This window comes from Amycolatopsis sp. lyj-90 (genome assembly GCF_046549035.1).
Lineage (GTDB): Bacteria > Actinomycetota > Actinomycetes > Mycobacteriales > Pseudonocardiaceae > Amycolatopsis.
This window is the reverse complement of sequence record NZ_JAJPWP010000005.1, coordinates 700,991-718,847: the sequence shown is the minus strand read 5'-3', so window position 1 is coordinate 718,847 and position 17,857 is coordinate 700,991. Positions and strand designations below refer to the sequence as shown.

Genomic DNA, 17,857 nt, shown 5'->3' with positions numbered 1-17,857 from the left:
GGCGAAAGTCCCCTTCAGCCCGCGCCGAGGCACAGGAAGGGACGCCGCAGCGGGTCCGCGGCCGTCGCTTCGGCGAGCGCCAACGCGGGCGCGGTCCCCGAGGACAGCCGCCGGTGCAGATCGGCCATCGCGTCGGCGGCGGCCTTGTCGCCGACCCGCGCGATCGCGCCGATGACCGTCCGCGAGCCACTGGCGAGCAGCGTCCCGGCGAACCCGAGCGCCTCCTCCCCCGGCCGGATGTGACTCATCGCGAGTTCGCAGGCGGCCAGCACCACCCGTTCCGGCGGCTTCGCGAGCCGGGCGGTTTCGTGCGCGTACAACGGGCCGCCGACGAGTTCCAGCCGCGAGAACAGCGCGTTCGCCGGTTCGTGCGCCCCGTGCGCGACCAGGTGCGCCATTCCCGAACCGTCCAAAGCGGACAGTACGGCGTCGCTGGTCGCGTCCTTCCCGTCGACGAGCAGGGCGTCCGGATAGACCGTCCGCAGGTTCCGCACCTCACCGACCGAACCCGGCACCCCCGGCCCGCCGGCGAGCAGGACCGGTCCCTCGCTCCGCCGCCCGGACGCGGTCACCCAGGCCGTCGCCGACGGCGCGATCGACACCGGATGCCCGTGCAGTGACGGCAAAGCGCCCCAGGGCAACGCGTACAGCGAACCGATCGGCACGATGATCAGCTCGCGGTTCTCCAGCGTCTTCGCCAGCGACGCGGAGATCAGCTTGTCCAGTTTGTCCGCCCGGCGCCGGGCGGACCCGGTGACGACCTCGACCAGCGGCGCGGGCAGGTTGTCCGGGGCCAGCGCGTCGAGGTCCGCGTGCAACTGCCGTGCGGTTTCGACGATCTCCCCGAGCGGCCCCAGCTTCACGAGCCGGAACCGGCCGCGATCGACGACCACCGCGTACAAGGTGTCGCGGTACCCCATCAGGCTGACCAGCACGCGATCCCCGAGCTGCTCGACCACCTCTTCGGGTGCCGAGACCGGCCGCGGCCGACCCCATTGGCTGGTGTACCACCCGAGCCGGGTCGCCTCCTGCTGCAGCCGGTCGTAGCGCTCCTCGAGTTTCCCGACCGGTTCGCCGGACAGCCGCCGCGCCTGGATCGTTCCCTGCACGTGCCGCATTTCGTTGATGTGCCGGGCGAGCGCTGGGTCTTCGATGACGGGGAGCGGTTCGTACCGGTACACCTGCGCTCGCGTGCGTTCCAGCCACGCGAACAGGCTCTTCGCGCCGGCGCCGCTGCGCCTCGCCTTCTTGAGCACCAGCGTCAGCGCGAGTTTGCCCAGTTCCTCGCCGTGCGCCGCCGTCCCGCAGACGAGGTCGAGCCCGCCCATGCGGTCGCGGATCTGCCCGAGCTCCGCCAGTCCGGCCCGTGCCTGCGCGAGCGCCGAACGCGGCCGGTGGGACGCCACCGCGAGTTCGGCCCGGCACAACCGCAGCAGCATCCGGTGGTCGATCGGCGTGGTCTGCCGTGGTTTCGGCACCTGCGCCAGGAGTGCCTGTGCGGCGGCCGTCTCGTCGCGACGGATCAGCAGCCGCACCGCGAACATCCTGGCCGCGCCCACTTCGTCGCGCAGGCCGAGTTCGGCCAGCCGGATCGCGAGGTCGGCCAGTCGTTCCGGCAGTTTCGCGGACGGCTTCTTTTCCCGGTCCGCCAGCACCTTCACCGCGTCCGCGCGCAGCCTGGTCAACTCGGCGATCTCCGCCCACCGGCCGTTGCCGCGCCGCAAGAAGCTCCGCCGCGCGGACGTCGCGAGTTTCTTCGCCAGTACGTGGTCACCCTCCAGGATGGCCGCGCCCGCTCGCGCGACCTCCGCTTCCGCGACGACGTGGTGCGCGCCGTTGCCGCGGAGTTCGGGGATCGCTTCGTCGAGATGTCGCGCCGCTTCTTCGGCGAGCCCGGCGGTGAGCAGGGCCTTCGCCTGGTCGAGCCGGACGAGCGGCAGTGAGCCGGGTCCTTCGGTGACGAAGATCGAGGCCGCCTGCTCGTAGTGCCGGAGTGCTTCGGGGATGTCGCCGAGCAACTGGGCGTGATCTCCCAGGTTGTGCCGGATCTTCCCCTCGAGACGGCGATGGCCGTACTCGACCGCGATGTCCAGCGCGCCCATCAGATCCGTGTAGGCGCCGTCGGGATTGGTCATCTGCAGATGCAGCCACGCCCGGTTCATCATGTTCCGGGTCAGGAGCAGGCTGTGGTCTTCCACCTCGTCGACCAGGCTGGGAAGCACCGCGTCGTAGAGCGCGAGCGCTTCGTCCAGCCGCCAGACCCGCATCAGGACGACGGCGCGTTGCAGCACCACGGTGAACCGGAGCAACCGCCGGATTTCGCCTTCCGGCAGCGAAAGCCGCACTCGTTCCGCTTCGTCCAGCCGAGCGAATCCGTCCTTTTGGGACAGGACCTCGGCCTCGGCCGCGGCGAGGCTGATCAGCACCCTGGCCCGGATCTCCAGCCTGTCCGGCCCGGCGGCCTCCACCGGCCCGAGGCAGGTCAAAGCGCGCAGCAGCAACTTGATCGCGGCGCCCGGTCCGTGGTCGGCGGCGGCGGCCATCGCCTGACGATGGAGCTCCGCGGCCTCGGCTACGGGATCGGCGACAGGAGGAGACGACGCGGGCACACGCACTATGGGAGCACACCCACGCCGCATAACGGAACAGCCGTCCGGTTAGAGCACCACTGTCGGGGTCACGACGGTCCGCCGGCACGTCACGTCGCCGAGGTGGATCACGATCTGGGTGGTTCCCTGGGGGACGTTGTCCAGCACGAACCGGCCTCCTTCGTCGGCGGTGGTGGAACTCGTCCCGTGCTCGGCGACGCGAACCTCCACTCCGTACTCTCCGGCGGGCACGAGCCAGCCGTCGATCCGGTGTTTCTTGCCGATCTTGGTGAGGTTGATCATCACGGTCAGATCGCTGACGGTGAAGGTGATCGTGCCGGTGTCGCTGCCGCGAACGCCGGCCGTGGCGTCCATCCGTTCCCAGCGGGCGACCTCGACATCGAGGTTTTCGAGCGCGAGCGCGAACTGAACCCGCTGCACCAGATCTCCCGGTGGCGGGTCCAATTCGTCCATGAAGCGCCCGATATCGGCGAGCAAGGCCTCATCGCCCGGGGAGGTCATCTCCCCCGGCGTCCCGAGGTCGTTCATCGGCTTCCCCCTTCGTGGGCCAGTAGGTCGCGCATCGATTCGAGGCAACGGCCCCTGGTCGGGCCGACACTTCCGCGCGGCATGCGGAGTGCTTCGGCGACCAGTTGGTATTCGGCCCGCCCGGCGAGCACGGTCAGCCGAAGGAGCTGCTGACAGCGGTGCGGCAGGCGGAGGAAGGCGCGCCAGACCCGGCGATCCCGGTCGGCGCGGACGGCTTCCTCCTCGGGAGCCGGGTGGGTGCTCTCCATGCTTTCGGCCAGCTCGTCGGTCAGCGGGACGGGCTGAGCGCGGCGGCCGAAGGGATGCTGTGCTTCGCGTCTGGTGGTGGTGATCAACCAGGCGGCGAGCGCCTTGGGGTCACGAAGCTTGTCGAGCTGGCTGAACAGGGCGAGCCATACCGTCTGGACCACGTCCTCGGCGGTCAGGCGATCGAGCCCGTTCGCACGCGCGACATGCCACACGAGCGGGGTCAGCTCGTGCACAAGTCTGTCCATCGCCTGGCGGTCACCGGCCCGCGCCGCGCGCATGCAGGCGGCATGCAGGTCGGCACCGGTCAGTCCTTCCCATGGCGGGTCTACCTCGGTCGTTTGCACGTCGGTCACCGTATCTGCCCCACTTCGGACGTGTCTTCGTGTCGGCGCTGGCAGTATCGCGGGCCCTTCGGGGAGAAGGAGCGTGCAAGAGGCTCTGGGATACATCAAGTCACTAACTTTTTTGTGGGATTCGGTCGTCCCCCTCGGTCAGGTGGTGAAGGGCAAAGGCACCGGCCGGCGCGAGTAGGTGTGGACTGCGCACCGGCCGGTCCTTTTTCCCTCCCCCCGGGCCCGCTCCCCAACGGGCCCGCGTCCGGGCGTCCCCCTCCCCCGAAGGAGCACCCGGAGGTGATGCCCGGAGGCCCCCTCGGCCTCCGGACATCACCTGTCTGTGTTCGTTCAGTTCACCGGCGGCTTGGTGCCGTTCGGTTCCCAGTTGCCGTCCGGCCGCGTGCCCGGACGGGGCGGGACGGGTGCCGTGATCGGACCCGGCTTCGGGGTTTCCTCGAGGTCCTCGGTGGCCGTGGCCTCGTCCTCGACGGGTGCGGTGTTGGTCTCGGTAGTCATCGGGTGCCCTCATTTCCTCGACTGCTCCATAGGACGCAACGAGGCTGCCACCAGATACACGCAGAGCCAGCTTTTTCGCAGAAATTTCTTAATCTGTGGCAGGCGAGTGACCTGATCAGCGCTTTTCCGGCCTGATCGTGTCGCTGAGTAGTTGACGGCTCACGTCAGCGAGTTGTTCGGCCCAGCGCCGGTAGCCCTCGGGACCGGGGTGGAAGCGGTCCTCGGCGAAGGTCGCGGGATCCAGCATCGCGGCGGGCATCGGGACGTGGACGACGCCGGGCAGCAACGCCAGCCGGGCGGCCGCGGCGTCGAGGACGGCCGACCGCGCGCCGAGGACGTCCCGCAGCGGACGCGGCAGTGCGGGGAAGCGGTCCATGGGTGGCACACCCGCCAGCACCACCGGGACCCGTCCGGCCCGGCGTCGCAGGGAGACGATCAGATCGAGCAGGTCACGCCGGTAGCGCGCGGCCGAATGCAGTTCGATCGTGTCGTTGACGCCCAGCGCGATCACCACGAGGTCGGCGGGTTCGAGCAGCGGCAGCAGCTCCTCGCGCGCCACCTTGGCGTTGGCGCCGGTCTTGCCGACGGCCTGCCAGGCGACCGCGCGGCCGTCCCGCGCGAGTTCGTCCGCGAGCCGTCCGGTCAGTGCCTCGGCGTGCGTCGCCGCGCCGACGCCGTCCACAGTGGACTCGCCGAGTACCGCGAGCCGCAACGGGCGGCCGTCGCCGGCCACGAGGCCGCTGACCGGTCCCGTCGCGCCGGGCAGCCGCGGCGTCGTACGGCGCACCCGGACCGCCTGCGCGAGGAGGATCGGGGCGAGCATCACCGCGCGACTGATCACCGGGCGACTCTACTTCCGCGTTTCGTCCTCTGGTTGCGATCGTTGTGCACGCAACAACCGCAACTAGAGGACTAGTCGCGGGGCAGGCGCGAGCGCTCTGACCTACTTGCCCTTTTCGGCCCGCATCGCGTGCCACTTCGCGTACATGTCGTTGAGTTCCTTGATCATGAAGCTCAGGAAGTCCCGCATCTCGGCGACCCGCTCGCCCGCGGGCGTGTCCGACCCCAGCGCCGCGACGCCCTCGTCGGCGGCGTCGCGCCACAAGGTGATCATGCGGTCGCGTTTCATGAAGGTGGCGTACCAAAGGTCGTCGAAGAGCCGGTAGTGGTCACGGCGCGAGCCCGGTTCACGTTCCTTGGCGACCAGCCCGATCTGCTCCAGCCAGCGGACGGCCCCCGAGATCGCCGCGGGGCTCACCGAAAGCTGTTCGGCCAGTTCGGCGGCGGTCAGGCGACCGGCGTCGGTGGTCATCAACGCGGCGAACACCCTGGCGGGCATCCGCTGCATCCCGATCTGGGAGAGCGTGATGCCCAGGTGTTCCACGTAACGGCGGACGGCGTCCTCGTCTCTCTGGGTGCTCGAGGCACTCTCAGGCGTCGTCATGAGTACATCCTCTCGTACAACCCCCAGAGTGATCACACCATCCATACGTTTTCTTAACTTCACAACTTCGTGAATTCACTGTACCTTCAGTTGCATGGAAAACGCCATCTCCATCTCCGGCCTCCACAAATCCTTCGGCCGGACCAAGGCTTTGGACGGCCTTGACCTGCAGGTACCCGCTGGGGAGGTGCACGGCTTCCTCGGTCCGAACGGCGCGGGGAAGTCGACCACCGTCCGGGTCCTGCTCGGCCTGCTCCACGCAGACTCGGGCGACGTCCGCCTGCTCGGCGGCGACCCCTGGAAGGACGCGGCGAGCCTGCACCGGCGCCTCGCCTACGTCCCCGGCGACGTGAACCTCTGGTCCAACCTTTCCGGCGGCGAGGTGATCGATCTGCTGGGGCGGCTGCGGGGCGGGCTCGACCAGCGCCGCCGCAAGGACCTCATCGAACGTTTCGACCTCGACCCCAAGAAGAAGGGACGCACCTACTCCAAGGGCAACCGGCAGAAGGTCGCGATCGTGGCCGCGCTGGCCTCGCACGTGGACCTGTTGATCCTCGACGAGCCGACCTCCGGCCTCGACCCGCTGATGGAGGCCACCTTCCAGTACGCGATCCAGGAGGAACGCGAGCAGGGCCGCACGGTGCTGCTGTCGAGCCACATCCTCGCCGAGGTCGAGGCGCTCTGCGACAAGGTCAGCATCATCCGCAACGGGCACACCGTCGAGACCGGCACGCTGGCCGAACTCCGGCATCTCACCAGGACGTCGATCTCGGCCGAGCTCGCCGGCCCGCCGAACGGGCTGACGAAACTGGAGAACATCCACGACCTCAAGGTCGAGGGCAACCGGGTCCGCTTCGACGTCGAAACCCGGTCCCTCGACGACGCGCTGCGCCAGCTCACCCAGGTCGGCGTCCGCAGCCTGACCAGCCAGCCGCCGACGCTGGAGGAGCTGTTCCTCCGTCACTACACCACCGAAGCGAGCGCGAAATGACCGCGACGCTGGATCGCCCGGCGGCCGTCTCCGGTCCGTCGCACGGGTTGGTCGGCACCTGGCAGCTGACCAGGCTGGCGCTGCGGCGGGACAGGATCGTCCTGCCGATCTGGATCATCCTGCTCGGGATCATGCCCTCGGCGTCGTCGGGAACGTTCGAAACGCTGTACCCGACGGCCGCCGAACGGACCGGGCTCACCGCGAGCATGGGCTCGAACCCGTCGCTTTCGCTGATCTACGGCCCGGCCTTCGACCTCTCGACCGCGGGCGGGTTCACCGCGTGGCGGCTCGGCGGGTTCCTCGCCCTGATCGTCGGGCTGATGGCGGTCTTCACCGTCACCCGGCACACCCGCGCCGAGGAGGACACGGGCCGCGCGGAACTGCTGGCTTCCGCGGTGGTCGGCCGGTACGCGCTGCTGAGCGCCGGTGTCCTGGTGTCCGCCGGGGCGAGTGTCCTCATCGGACTCGTCGAGACCGCGCTGATGATCGGCGCGAAGCTGCCCGTCGCGGGGTCGTTCGCGCTCGGCGGCGCGACGGCGGCGACCGGGCTGGTCTTCACGGCGGTCGCGGCGGTCGCCGTCCAGGTGGCCGAGTATTCGAGAACGGCCAACGGGATCGGCGCCACCGCCGTCGGGGTCGCGTTCCTGCTGCGCGCGGTCGGCGACTCGACGACGGACGCGACCTGGGTCTCCTGGCTGTCCCCGATCGGCTGGGCGCAGCAGATCCGGCCGTTCGCCGACGAGCGCTGGTGGGTGTTCCTGCTGCCGCTGGCCGCGACCGTGGTCGTCGGCGCCGCCGGGTACGCGCTGCTCCCGCGGCGTGACGTCGGCACCGGCATCATCCCGCCGCGGCCGGGACCCGCCGAAGCGGTGACGTCCCTGCGCAGCCCGTTCGCGCTGGCGTGGCGGCTGCACCGCGGCCCGTTGATCGGCTGGCTGATCGGCACGGCGGTCTGCGCCGCGGTGTTCGGCTCGGTCGCGAGCGGGATCGGCGACGTCGTCGGGCAGAGCGAGCAGGCGAAGGAGATCTTCCAGCGCCTCGGCGGCACGGACGGGCTGATCGACGCCTTCATGGCGGCGATGACCGGCCTGTTCGCCATGGTCATCGCGCTCTACGGGGTGCAGGCCGCGCTGCGGATCCGCGCCGAGGAGACCGCCATCCGGGTCGAGCCGCTGCTCGCGACGAGCGTGGGCAGGCTGCGGCTGTTGGGCAGCCATCTCGTGTTCGCGTTCGCGGGCACCGCGCTGATGATGGTGCTCAGCGGTGTCCTCTTGGGACTGTCGAACGGGATGCGGTCGGGCGGCGTCGGCGATTCCGTCGGGGACATGGTGGTCGCTTCGCTGGCGCAGCTTCCGGCGGTGTGGGTGATCGTCGGCCTCGCCGTGACGCTGTTCGGCCTGGCCCCGAAGTTCTCGACGGCGGCGTGGGCGATCGCCGGGCTGGCGTTGCTGCTCAGCCTGTTCGGCCCGGTGCTGAACCTGCCGCAGGTGCTGCTCGACGCTTCGCCGTTCTCACATGTTCCGAAACTGCCCGCCGCGGAGTTCACCGCGACACCGCTGCTCTGGTTGACCGGGGTCGCCGTGGTCGCGCTCGTGGCGGGGCTCATGGGCTGGCGGCGTCGCGACGTCGGCTAGCCACAAGGGGAAACCGTGAAGGCCGCTCTTCGGGGAGGGTGGCCTTCACGGTTCTTGCCGTACGTCGCCGCCGGGCGTGACGACCAGTTTCGCGACCGGCACCCCACCACCGCACTCCTCGCCCGCCGGGTACGCGATCGCCGGTGTCACGACGAGGAAGTGCGGTTTCCGGTCGTCGAAGGTCACCGTGGTCTTGATCGGCGTGGTCGGCAGACCCTGGATCGGGACGAAGACCTGCTCGCCACCGGGCGCGGATCCGGTCACGCAGTCACCGGCCCAGCACAACTCCAGCGACACGCGCTCGAGCCCGGCGGCCACTTCCCGTGGGATGTCGAGCGAGATCCCCGGCGACAGGGCGATGGCCGGGCAGGCCTTGTCGCCGGATTGGCCGCACGCGGTCAAAGTCGCGAACAGGAGCACGAAAACGGGGAGCCGCCGCATACCGGGCAGACGACACGAGAGGCCGTTCAGGTTGCATCAATCGCTTCGGTATCCCGTGACCGAGGTGGGCGGGAGCACCGTCGAGGTGGTCGACGGCGTCACGGTACGGGTCACCGTCCGGGGCGCGGGCGTGCTGGTGCGCGTGATGGTGAGCGGTTCCGGGACGACCGCGGGCAAGGTCACCGTGACCGGCCCGACCGAACGGGAGGTCGACGTCGGCGAAGGGGTCTTACTGACTTCATAGACGCGGGGCGGTGGCTCGCGACCGGCCACCAGGAGGGCGGCGACGAGCAGTCCGGTGGCGAGCCCCGCGAGGGCCGCGACCATGACGGAACCGGTGGTGGGACCTTGACCGAACATCCGGCACCCCCTCGCCATGCTAAGCGCAGGTACGAGGACTACTCGCGTTGATCTTACTTTTTGTTACGCAGCGTGCAAGTTGAGTCGAATGTCCGCAAGCCGTCGATCAGGATCCGCACCAGGTGGCGGTCCGGGCGCGAATACCGTTCCGCGGCGAGACAACCGGCGATCAGGGCGCGCAGGTCTTCGCCGTCGATGTCCTCGCGAACCACGCCCGCGGCCTGCGCCCGCGTCAGCAACGCCTGCAGCGCCGACCGGAAATCGGTGCCCGCGCTCGCTTTGAAGCCCAGCCCCGTCGTCTCCGCGAGCGCGTCGCAAAGGGCCCGGTTGAGGGATGCCTGCTTGACGACGCGTTTGAAGAAGCCGAAGAACGCTTCGCCGGGGTCTTCGGCGGTCAGCAGCTCGCGTGCTTCCCGCGCGAACTGCTCCAGGCGCTCCAGGACAACGGCCTGGAAAAGTGCTTCCTTGCTGGGGAAATGCCGGTAGACCGTACCCGCGCCGACACCGGCGAGGCGGGCGATCTCGTCGAGGGGGACGGCGAGGCCGTCAAGGGCGAAGGCCTCTTCGGCCGCTGCGAGCACCTTCGCTCGGTTACGCCGCGCGTCGGCGCGCAGCACGGGCTTGTCCACTGTTCTCCCCTCAACCGGGTCCGGCGTTCCGATTCAACGCCGCCGTCGGCGGGGGCATTCCTCACTGCACCGCGGTCTGCGTCCCATCCGGTGTGAGCAGGCCCTGGACCGTGGTGAAGAGGTACTCCCAGACGCCGGGGATCAGCACCACCGCGGCGACCGCGAACACCGGGAAGATCAGCCGGTTCTCCACGTTCTTGCCGGTGCGGAACCGCAGCGGCTTCGGCGGCCGGATCTCGTACCAGGTCTCGCCCGCGATCGGGATCGGGAACAGGAACGGGCAGCCGGACTCGGTCAGCGCGTCCCCGAGGCAGTGCACGAAACACCCGGCCGCGACGGCGATGCCGAGCCAGCCGGAGATCTCCGCGAGCTGCGCCGCCTTGTCCGGCGGGGCGGTCCACACCCACCACGCGACCGCGGCGCCGCTGACCGGCAGCAGCCAGTCGCCGAGCGCGCCTTCCGCGAGCAGCAACCCGAGGACGACGACGCCGAACACCGCCCACGGTCCGCCTTCGGTGGTACCCCAGGAGGTCAGGAAGCCGAGGCCGACGGCGAACAGCACGGTGTGCGAGAGGTGCCGGTGCTTACCGGTGACCTTCTCGTCCCGGGGTCCCTTGGTCAGCGCGTAGAGAGCCGCCGAAACCCGGCGGAGCACCCAGGAGATCGCGCCGGTGAACCAGCCGAGCAGCTTCGACGCGCGAGCGCCCGGATGATCGAGGTCGGGAAGGAGGGCGAAACCGGCCGTGGTCGCGGCGAACACGACCGCCTGGTGCACCGTGCCCGCTCCGACGGCGGGCGCGAGCGCGAGACCCGCGCACCAGCCTGTCAGGGCATGCGTCCGCCCCATCATCGTGCTGCTTCCCCCAGGTGTCGCGGATCACGAGCCCACGACCGTAGCGGGGGATCAGGCGGGGGGCTCTTCCGACACGCTGAGGTGCTCGGCGACGCCGGTGAGCTCGATCACTCGGCTCACCTGCGGGCTGGGCACGACTTCGAGCTCGACGGCCTTCTCGGCGGCCTGGCGCTGTGCCTGGAGCACCACGTTCAGCGCCGAGGAGTCGAAGAAGGTCACGCCGGTGAGGTCGGCGACGACCCGGCCGGACGGTTTGTCCGTGATCAGTGCCCCGAGGGTCTCCTGGAGCTGCGGGCTCGTCAGCAGGTCGAGCTCACCGGTGACCACCACACGCGGTACAGAAGCGTCGGCGTCCAGCGTGATGCTGAAACCGGGCGGCGTGGTGTTCTGGTCCGCTGCGGGCATGCACATTCTCCTCATCAGGTGAGAACCGACGCTCGGCGCCGGAGCTCGCCTGTGGTCTCAAGCTACGGCCGCGTCCAGTCCGGACACGGACGCACGCTCTTCTTCGGCGGGTAGGCGTGGCTGTCCCCGCAACGACAGTCCCAACCCTAACCCAGTCCGGACGGGGCGCCACGATCGCCGTCACGCGCGTCGCCGACCGGTGCCCGGGACGCGCTCAATGCGCCGTCAAGGCCTTGCGCCCCGCGCGGCGTTCCCGGAGGAAGAGCTCGCGGCGCTCGATCTCGCCGAGACCACCCCAGATGCCGTACGGCTCCTGGACGGCCAGCGCGTGCTTGCGGCACTGCGCCAGCACGGGGCAGGCCTGGCAGATCGCCTTGGCGCGGGATTCGCGCCGCTCACGGGCCGAACCGCGCTCGTTGTCCGTGTGGAAGAACAAGCTGCTGTCGGCGCCTCGGCACGACCCACGGAGCTGCCAATCCCACTCTTCCGCCACCACGTTCGGCAGCCGGCTCACGTCAGCCATGTCGGTCCCCGCCTTTCCAGGAGATCGTTTGTCGCGGGTTACATGCCCGCCGCCTGCGCGAGTCAAACGTGGGTTTGGTTTGCTCACACTCAGGGCATCTGACGAGTCGGCAGTGCAGCTTGAGAGAGGAACACACGTGGTGGACAACACCCCGCCCAATGGGGAGGGCGCTCAACTCATCGAGGTACGCACGGCCGCGGTACCGCATGTGGTGCCGACCCTCCGGACGATCGTCGCGGACATCGCGATGCGTCAGGACTTCGACCTGGACGCGGTCGAAGACCTCCGGATGGCGGTGGACGAGGCCTGCTCGATGCTGCTTCCCGCGGCCTCCGACGGCCACCTGACCTGCGTTTTCTCGTGGAAGAACGGACGGATCGAGGTGACCGTCTCGGTGCTTTCGGACTCCCCGGAACACGACGACGAGACCGGTCTGTCCTGGCAGCTGCTCACCGCGCTGGCGACGTCCGCGCGACGGAGTGTCACCCCGGCCGACGGCGGCTACCTGTCGAGGGTGGAGCTCATCCGGGAGAGCGAGGCGGCCCGGCCGTGACCGAACCCGTCGAGCAAGACGGCGCGGACGTCCCGGCCCTGTTCGAGCGCATGTGCGCGCTGCCACAGGAAACCCCCGAACGTGAACGGCTTCGGGACGAACTGGTGCGCGCGCATCTGGAACTCGCGCGCAACCTGGCGCGCAAGTTCCGTAACCGGGACGAGTCGATGGAGGACCTGGTCCAGATCGCGACGATCGGGCTGATCCACGCCGTCGACCGCTTCGATCCCACTCAAGGCAGTGACTTCCTGGCCTTCGCGGTCCCGACCATCTCCGGCGAACTGCGGCACCACTTCCGCGACAACAGCTGGTCGGTCCGGGTCCCGCGGCGGCTCAAGGAGCTGAACGCGAACATCTCGGCCGTGCGCGAAGAGCTGACCGTCCGGCTCTCCCGCGCGCCGAAGCCCAGTGAGATCGCCGCCCATCTCGGCGTCCCCATCGACGAGGTCTACGAGGGTCTCCGCGCCGGCCAGGGCCGGTACGGGGCCTCGCTGGACAACCTCCTGGAGAACTCGGCGCACACCCGCTTCGGCGAGGCGGACGCCAACCTGAGCCAGGCGGAGCTCCGCGAGGCGCTGCGGCCGATGCTGGAACGGCTGCCCGATCGCGAGCGCAAGATCGTCGCGCTGCGGTTCGGATCCGGGATGAGTCAGTCGGATATCGCCCGCCGTGTCGGGGTTTCCCAGATGCAGGTGTCACGGTTGCTGTCCTCCACCCTCAAGAAACTGCGTGAAGGATTGACCGAGACAGAACTCACCGACGGAGTCTGATTCGACCCTCACCCTTGTGGGTACCTGGGAGACGAACAGCGGATCTGGGAGTCTCTCGTGAGGGGAGGTGCGGAACCATGACGATGTCCAAGACGCGATCGGAGGGCTCGTTGCCGGTGGTCTCCCTGCCCCTGCCGGTCGATGTGACGGCCCCGGCCGTCGCGCGGCAGGCGGTGCGGGCGACTCTGGCGAGCCTCGGCCTCGACGGCCCGGCTGTCGACGACGTCCTGCTCGCGACCTCCGAACTGGTCACCAACGCTTTCGAACACGGTGAGAAGCCGGACAAGCTCGAGGTCGAGTACGCCGAGGGCAGGCTCACCCTGCGGGTTTTCGACTCCGGCTCGGACTGGCCGAAGTTGAAGGAGCCGTCGCCGATGGCGGCGCGCAGCCGCGGTCTGCAGCTCGTGCACGCGTTGTCCGACGACTGGGGACACGAGCCGTACGACGGCGGCAAGTACGTCTGGGCTGTGTTCAGCCTTGATCGGGCCGACGCTCGATCCTGAGCGCGGCGTCCGTTTCGGCGATGCGGTCGCGGAGCGATTTCCGTTCCAGCGCCTCGACGGCGGCGACCAGGACCTCCCTCAGCGGGTACGGCAGTTCGGCTTCCAGCTGTTCGGCCGCGGCCTGGGTCGCCGCCCATTCGGCTTCGAGCGTCGGCATCAGCCGTCGCGTCTTCTCGGTCAGGGAAACGATTCTCTGCCGGGCGTCCCTCCCCGGCTTCAGCGAGACGAGGTCCTGGCGCGCCATCTGCGCGACGGTCTGGCTCGCGGCGGAATGCGTGACACCGACTTCCGCGGCGAGATCGCGGATGGGCATCGGCCCGCGCGCGACGATCGCGCGGACGATCGGGGTGAACCGCGGACGGTAGTCGCCCAGCCCGATGTCTTCGAAGAACGCGGAGACGTCCGCCTCGGTCAATTCGAGGACGTGGCGAAGCAAGGTACCCATCCCTCGTTCGCGCGGCGGCCTCCCCACCAGCGGATCATAACGACATAATCTCCGGATGACGCCCGAAGAGCTGCTGACGACCACTCGAACCGTCCGCAAACGACTGGACCTGACCCGGCCGGTCCCCCTCGAACTGGTGAAACACGCCCTGCAGGTCGCGCTGCAGGCGCCGAGCGGGTCGAACACGCAGCGCTGGCACTGGCTCGTGATCACCGACCCCGGGCAGCGCGCCGAACTCGGCAAGCTCTACCAGCGGGCGTGCCGCGAGTACCTGGATTCGCCGAACGCGGCCGGGAAACTGTTCGCGGACGACCCGGCGCGTTCGAAGGTGCAGCAGCGCGTCGGCACCAGCGTCGAGTACCTGGCCGACAAGATGGGCGAGGTGCCGGTGCACGTCATCCCGTGCCTGGAGACGAAGACCGCCGATCTGCCCGCCGGCAACCAGGCCGGACTGTGGGGGAACCTGCTGCCCGCCGTGTGGAGCTACATGCTCGCGGCGCGCGCGGTCACGCTCGGCACGGCGTGGACGACGCTGCACCTCGCGTACGAGAAGGAGGCCGCGGAGATCCTCGGCCTGCCGGAGAACGTGCACCAGGCCGCGCTCATCCCGACGGCGTTCTACACCGGCGACACCTTCAAGCCCGCCGCGCGTCAGCCGCTCGAAGACGTCATGCGCCTGGATCGCTGGTGAGGTAGGACTCCAGCCGGTCCGCCAGGACCTTGGGGTGGCTCAACGGAACGGAGTGCGAGCCCTCGATCTCGTCGGGCGCGAAGCCGAACCGGTCCTGGACGACCCGGCGCTGGAACTCAGGCGTGAAGAAGCGGTCTTCGCGCGCGATGAGCACCTTCGTCGGGACGTCCGGCCACTTCTCCAGCGGCCACGGCTCGCCCCATTCGGCGCTGACCTGGTTACGGGCGTGCGAGCCCGCCTCCGCGACGAGGTCCGCCGGGACGCCGTTGTAGAACTTCTCCTCGTCGCCGAGGTCCTGGTTGTCCGCGAAACCCGTGTTGCCCCACCAGTCCCCCGGTGACTCGCCCGGCTTCGGGATCATCGCGGTCAGCAGCACGAGCAGCCGCGCCGAGTGCTTCGCGGCGACCAACGGCGCGGTGAAACCGCCGTAGGAATGCCCGAGCACCACCAGGTCGCCGCGGTCGCCGATCGCCTTGGTGACGGTGTCGACGTGCTCGGCGAAGCCCGCCTTCTCGTCTTCGATCGGCAGGTTCACCGCGACCACGTCGTGTCCGCGGCCGGTCAGTTCCGCCTCGAGGAGGTGGAAGTCCCAGGCGCTGCCGCCACCGCCGTGGATCAGTACGAAGGTCGCCATCGCTCCAGCTAAGCCGAAGCCGGGGAGATCAGCAACGACCGAGCATGTCGCCGAGCGCGCTCTTCTCCGCCGTGGTGATCGTGAGGCCGTAGTAATGCTTCACGGTGATCCAGTCCGTGGCGTAGGTGCACCAGAACGAGACGAGCGGCGGCTTCCACTGGTCCGGCGCCTTGTCGCTCTTCTCCTGGTTGACGTTGTCGGTGACGGCGAACAGCTGCGGCCGGGTCAGGTCGTTCGCGAACTGGCGGCGCTTCTCGTCGGTCCAGGACTTCGCGCCGCTGACCCAGCTCTGGGCGAGCGGGACCATGTGGTCGATGTCGACGTCCGTCGGGTTTGTCCAGGTGTCGCCGTCGTAGATGCTCGTCCAGCTGCCGGAGGTCGGGGCGCAGTCGGAACCGGCCTTGACGTCCTTGCCGTCACGCTTGAGCACGAACTCGCGCGTGTTGCAGTTGTTCCCCTGGTTGTCCCAGTGCGGGTACTTCTTGCGGTCGTAGCCGTCCATCGAACCGCGCGGCGCGACGGTGAGCTCGTCCAGCTGCTTGCGCGCGTCCGCCGCGCTGGCGGTGTTGGCGGGCTTCGGTTGCAGCGCGTCGCCCTTGCCGCTCACGAACCAGAACACCGCGAGAACGACGGCGGCGAGGGTGATCAGCAGGAGCAGTCGCTGAGCCGTGGTCATCTGCCGCGTACGCGTGGCCACCGCGCGATTCCTCTCGACGGGGATGGGGAGTGACCCAGTATCGCCGGGCCCCGCGGGAAACCGGGAGCGACACGACGATGACAGCAGGTAGTTGTTGTCACATCGGGGGTCTGATCAGCGACTACCCCTGGGACGCTGCCGGAAGGAGCGGGCTTGTGGGCGCCGAAAAACGCAAATGGAACACCAGGGTCGACGACTATCTGAACCGGAAGGCCGCGGAACGTGGACACGTGATCGCCATGGCACGTATGGGATCCACCGCGCTGGAGCGTGGCGATCCCGACGAGGCCGAGGCGTGGTTCCGCAAGGCCGCCGCGGGCGGGGACCGGGTCGCGATGGGCAACCTGGCGCATCTCCTGCGCGAACGCGGCGCGCCCGAACAGGCCGAACGCTGGTACCGCGAAGCCGCGACCGCCGGTGATTCGCATGCCATGTCGCAGCTGGGAAATCTCTGTGCGCAGCGGGGCAGTCTCGACGACGCCGAGGACTGGTGGCGGCGCGCCGCCGACGAGGGCCGCGTCGAGGCGATGGCGGAACTCGGACGGTTGCTGCACCGGCGCGGTGAGCTCCGGGAGGCCGAGGGCTGGGCGGGCCAGGCCGCGGAGGCGGGCAACGTCGAAGGGATGATCACGCTCGGCGCCGTGCTGTGCGACACCGATCGGGCGCGTGAAGCGGAACCGTGGTGGCGCAGGGCGGGCGAAGAAGGCGACGCTTCCGCTCTCTGCAAACTCGGCCTCAAGGCCGAACGCCGGAACGACCTCGCGCGCGCCGAAAGCTGCTATCACGCCGCCGCGGCCGCCGGCGCCCCCGAAGCCGCCGTCCGCCTCGGCCTGGTGCTGCACCGGCGCGGTGAGGTCGAAGCCGCCGAACGCTGGTACCTGAAGGCCGCCAAACGAGGCGACGCCGCGGCGATGACCAACCTCGGCGTCCTCGCCAACGACCGGAACGACCCCGGCGAGGCCACCGCCTGGTACCGGAAGGCCGCCGAACTCGGCAGCGTCCCCGCGTACACCAACCTCGGCAGGCTCGCCGCCGACCACGGGAACTTCCAAGAGGCCGAACACTGGTTCCGCGCGGCCGCCGACACCGGTGATCAGGCGGGGCAACGGGATCTGGAGGAGCTGTACCGCAACCGGCAGCGGTTCTAGGCCTTCCAGTTCCTCATCGCCGCGAAGCCCTCGCGCAGCCGTTGGAGTTTGCGGCTGCGGTACGGGTCCTCGCCGTCGTCGAGCCGCCACCGCTCCTCGACGCCGGCGCGGAACACCGTGAGCCCCTCGAAGCCGAGCCCGGCGGTGAAGTCCGCGATGCTCACGTCGACACGACCGGATCCGTCGAGATCAAGCCGTAGCAACCACTCCGCGAGCTCCTTGGGCTCCGGCGGCGAGTCCGCGCAGGCCTCCGCGTACAATGCGAGCGCGCCCCTGACCTCTTCGGCGAGCGCGCCGAACGAGTCTTCGACGAAGTCCAGGGCCTCCACCACCAGCTCGACGATGCGGCACAGCAGCGGTCCGTCCATCACTTCCCTGGCGGTGGCGAGCACCTCGCGGACCTTCCCGGTGTACGCGACCGTGCCCTGGAAGCCGACGAAACCGCGCAACCGCAACGTCCCCTCGACATGACGCCGCAACGCGTCGAGGTCTTCACGACCGGCCCTGAGCGAGAGTTTGCGGAACAGGGCGGGATCCTCGTTCGCGTGCCCGACGAGCAGTTCGACCAGCTCGTCGCGAGCGAGGGTTTCGACGTACCCGCGGATGTCGGCCGCGCCCCCATCCGCCGCGCCTTCGAGGACCAGCAGGCCGACGGCCACGCAGTGCTTGCAGAAGAACCCGTCCGCCGCGTGCGGGCAGGAACACTCGCCCACCAGCTCGCCGTCGACGTCGCGCAACCGGACCGTGTACCGGTCGGTGCCGCTGACCACCGCCGTGACCCCGCCCGCGACGTCGTCCAGCGTCTCCACCGACTCCAGGTACTTGGCCCCGCGCGCGAAGGAGACGTCACCGGCCTGCCTGCGGAGTTCGTCCTCGCTGAACCACGTCACCGGCCCATT

At 69.4% G+C, this 17,857-nt stretch carries 23 protein-coding genes; 7 read left to right on the top strand and 16 right to left on the bottom strand.

Annotated elements, in window-relative coordinates; all coding sequences use genetic code 11:
- Positions 1–14 precede the first annotated feature (14 nt).
- The 6 genes from ACLJPX_RS22750 to ACLJPX_RS22725 all read right to left on the bottom strand — a co-directional run bounded on the left by ACLJPX_RS22750 (position 15) and on the right by ACLJPX_RS22725 (position 5,681).
- Positions 15–2,543 carry a CHAT domain-containing protein gene (locus ACLJPX_RS22750; protein WP_410601831.1) on the bottom strand — a complete coding sequence of 843 codons (2,529 nt, stop codon included), beginning with the start codon at positions 2,541–2,543 and terminating at the stop codon, positions 15–17.
- 114 nt (positions 2,544–2,657) lie between these two features.
- Positions 2,658–3,137 carry a hypothetical protein gene (locus ACLJPX_RS22745; RefSeq protein WP_007030725.1) on the bottom strand — a complete coding sequence of 160 codons (480 nt, stop codon included), beginning with the start codon at positions 3,135–3,137 and terminating at the stop codon, positions 2,658–2,660.
- Positions 3,134–3,739 carry an RNA polymerase sigma factor gene (locus ACLJPX_RS22740; protein ID WP_101611873.1) on the bottom strand — a complete coding sequence of 202 codons (606 nt, stop codon included), beginning with the start codon at positions 3,737–3,739 and terminating at the stop codon, positions 3,134–3,136. Before ACLJPX_RS22740 ends, ACLJPX_RS22745 begins: the two co-directional genes overlap by 4 nt.
- Before the next feature lie 330 nt (positions 3,740–4,069).
- Positions 4,070–4,237 (bottom strand): hypothetical protein, encoded by a 168-nt coding sequence (locus tag ACLJPX_RS22735; protein WP_410601830.1) that lies wholly within the window; start codon positions 4,235–4,237, stop codon positions 4,070–4,072.
- Between the two features lie 115 nt (positions 4,238–4,352).
- On the bottom strand, positions 4,353–5,078 hold the full coding sequence (locus tag ACLJPX_RS22730; RefSeq protein ID WP_410601829.1) for an SGNH/GDSL hydrolase family protein: 726 nt from the start codon (positions 5,076–5,078) through the stop codon (positions 4,353–4,355).
- Between the two features lie 102 nt (positions 5,079–5,180).
- Positions 5,181–5,681, bottom strand: coding sequence for a GbsR/MarR family transcriptional regulator (locus ACLJPX_RS22725; RefSeq protein ID WP_101611871.1), 501 nt, complete (start codon positions 5,679–5,681; stop codon positions 5,181–5,183).
- A gap of 94 nt (positions 5,682–5,775) precedes the next feature.
- Here ACLJPX_RS22725 and ACLJPX_RS22720 point away from each other — a divergent pair, with 94 nt between their 5' ends.
- Positions 5,776–6,672: an ATP-binding cassette domain-containing protein gene (locus tag ACLJPX_RS22720; protein WP_410601828.1), complete on the top strand. Its 897-nt coding sequence runs from the start codon at positions 5,776–5,778 to the stop codon at positions 6,670–6,672.
- Positions 6,669–8,306 carry an ABC transporter permease gene (locus tag ACLJPX_RS22715; protein ID WP_410601827.1) on the top strand — a complete coding sequence of 546 codons (1,638 nt, stop codon included), beginning with the start codon at positions 6,669–6,671 and terminating at the stop codon, positions 8,304–8,306. Before ACLJPX_RS22720 ends, ACLJPX_RS22715 begins: the two co-directional genes overlap by 4 nt.
- 45 nt (positions 8,307–8,351) lie before the next feature.
- On the opposite strand, the gene ACLJPX_RS22710 is transcribed toward ACLJPX_RS22715, so the two are convergent.
- The 6 genes from ACLJPX_RS22710 to ACLJPX_RS22685 form a co-directional block, all read right to left on the bottom strand.
- Complete coding sequence (locus ACLJPX_RS22710; protein ID WP_410601826.1) at positions 8,352–8,747, bottom strand: hypothetical protein; 396 nt, start codon at positions 8,745–8,747, stop codon at positions 8,352–8,354.
- Between the two features lie 36 nt (positions 8,748–8,783).
- A complete protein-coding gene (locus ACLJPX_RS22705; protein WP_410601825.1) occupies positions 8,784–9,107 on the bottom strand; it encodes a hypothetical protein in 324 nt (107 codons plus the stop codon).
- Between the two features lie 53 nt (positions 9,108–9,160).
- Entirely contained in the window at positions 9,161–9,736 is a 576-nt protein-coding gene (locus tag ACLJPX_RS22700; RefSeq protein WP_410601824.1) for a TetR/AcrR family transcriptional regulator, read from the bottom strand.
- Positions 9,737–9,797: 61 nt separating this feature from the next.
- Complete coding sequence (locus ACLJPX_RS22695) at positions 9,798–10,583, bottom strand: metal-dependent hydrolase (RefSeq protein WP_410601823.1); 786 nt, start codon at positions 10,581–10,583, stop codon at positions 9,798–9,800.
- A 57-nt stretch (positions 10,584–10,640) separates the two neighbouring features.
- Entirely contained in the window at positions 10,641–10,994 is a 354-nt protein-coding gene (locus tag ACLJPX_RS22690) for an STAS domain-containing protein (RefSeq protein ID WP_101611865.1), read from the bottom strand.
- Positions 10,995–11,208: 214 nt separating this feature from the next.
- Positions 11,209–11,517: a WhiB family transcriptional regulator gene (locus ACLJPX_RS22685; RefSeq protein ID WP_101611864.1), complete on the bottom strand. Its 309-nt coding sequence runs from the start codon at positions 11,515–11,517 to the stop codon at positions 11,209–11,211.
- Positions 11,518–11,653: 136 nt separating this feature from the next.
- On the opposite strand from ACLJPX_RS22685, the gene ACLJPX_RS22680 reads away from it, so the two are divergent.
- The 3 genes from ACLJPX_RS22680 (at position 11,654) to ACLJPX_RS22670 (ending at position 13,343) form a co-directional block, all read left to right on the top strand.
- Positions 11,654–12,070: an anti-sigma factor gene (locus ACLJPX_RS22680; protein WP_101611863.1), complete on the top strand. Its 417-nt coding sequence runs from the start codon at positions 11,654–11,656 to the stop codon at positions 12,068–12,070.
- Positions 12,067–12,840, top strand: coding sequence for a SigB/SigF/SigG family RNA polymerase sigma factor (locus ACLJPX_RS22675; protein ID WP_174720497.1), 774 nt, complete (start codon positions 12,067–12,069; stop codon positions 12,838–12,840). The genes ACLJPX_RS22680 and ACLJPX_RS22675 overlap by 4 nt, the downstream gene beginning before the upstream one ends.
- A 77-nt stretch (positions 12,841–12,917) precedes the next feature.
- Entirely contained in the window at positions 12,918–13,343 is a 426-nt protein-coding gene (locus ACLJPX_RS22670) for an ATP-binding protein (RefSeq protein ID WP_410601822.1), read from the top strand.
- On the opposite strand, the gene ACLJPX_RS22665 is transcribed toward ACLJPX_RS22670, so the two are convergent.
- Positions 13,312–13,788 (bottom strand): MarR family transcriptional regulator, encoded by a 477-nt coding sequence (locus ACLJPX_RS22665; protein WP_410601821.1) that lies wholly within the window; start codon positions 13,786–13,788, stop codon positions 13,312–13,314. The two genes, ACLJPX_RS22670 and ACLJPX_RS22665, sit on opposite strands and share 32 nt — an antisense overlap.
- 55 nt (positions 13,789–13,843) lie before the next feature.
- Between ACLJPX_RS22665 and ACLJPX_RS22660 the strand changes: the two genes are divergently transcribed.
- Positions 13,844–14,479 (top strand): nitroreductase family protein, encoded by a 636-nt coding sequence (locus ACLJPX_RS22660; RefSeq protein ID WP_101611860.1) that lies wholly within the window; start codon positions 13,844–13,846, stop codon positions 14,477–14,479.
- Here the strand turns inward: ACLJPX_RS22660 and ACLJPX_RS22655 are convergent.
- Both ACLJPX_RS22655 and ACLJPX_RS22650 read right to left on the bottom strand, forming a co-directional pair.
- Complete coding sequence (locus ACLJPX_RS22655; protein ID WP_410601820.1) at positions 14,457–15,113, bottom strand: alpha/beta fold hydrolase; 657 nt, start codon at positions 15,111–15,113, stop codon at positions 14,457–14,459. The two genes, ACLJPX_RS22660 and ACLJPX_RS22655, sit on opposite strands and share 23 nt — an antisense overlap.
- 28 nt (positions 15,114–15,141) lie before the next feature.
- Complete coding sequence (locus ACLJPX_RS22650; RefSeq protein WP_410601819.1) at positions 15,142–15,810, bottom strand: HNH endonuclease family protein; 669 nt, start codon at positions 15,808–15,810, stop codon at positions 15,142–15,144.
- Positions 15,811–15,965: 155 nt separating this feature from the next.
- Between ACLJPX_RS22650 and ACLJPX_RS22645 the strand changes: the two genes are divergently transcribed.
- Complete coding sequence (locus ACLJPX_RS22645) at positions 15,966–16,958, top strand: tetratricopeptide repeat protein (RefSeq protein ID WP_410601818.1); 993 nt, start codon at positions 15,966–15,968, stop codon at positions 16,956–16,958.
- On the opposite strand, the gene ACLJPX_RS22640 is transcribed toward ACLJPX_RS22645, so the two are convergent.
- Positions 16,955–17,848 carry an SWIM zinc finger domain-containing protein gene (locus ACLJPX_RS22640; RefSeq protein WP_410601817.1) on the bottom strand — a complete coding sequence of 298 codons (894 nt, stop codon included), beginning with the start codon at positions 17,846–17,848 and terminating at the stop codon, positions 16,955–16,957. The two genes, ACLJPX_RS22645 and ACLJPX_RS22640, sit on opposite strands and share 4 nt — an antisense overlap.
- Between the last annotated feature and the right edge of the window lie 9 nt (positions 17,849–17,857).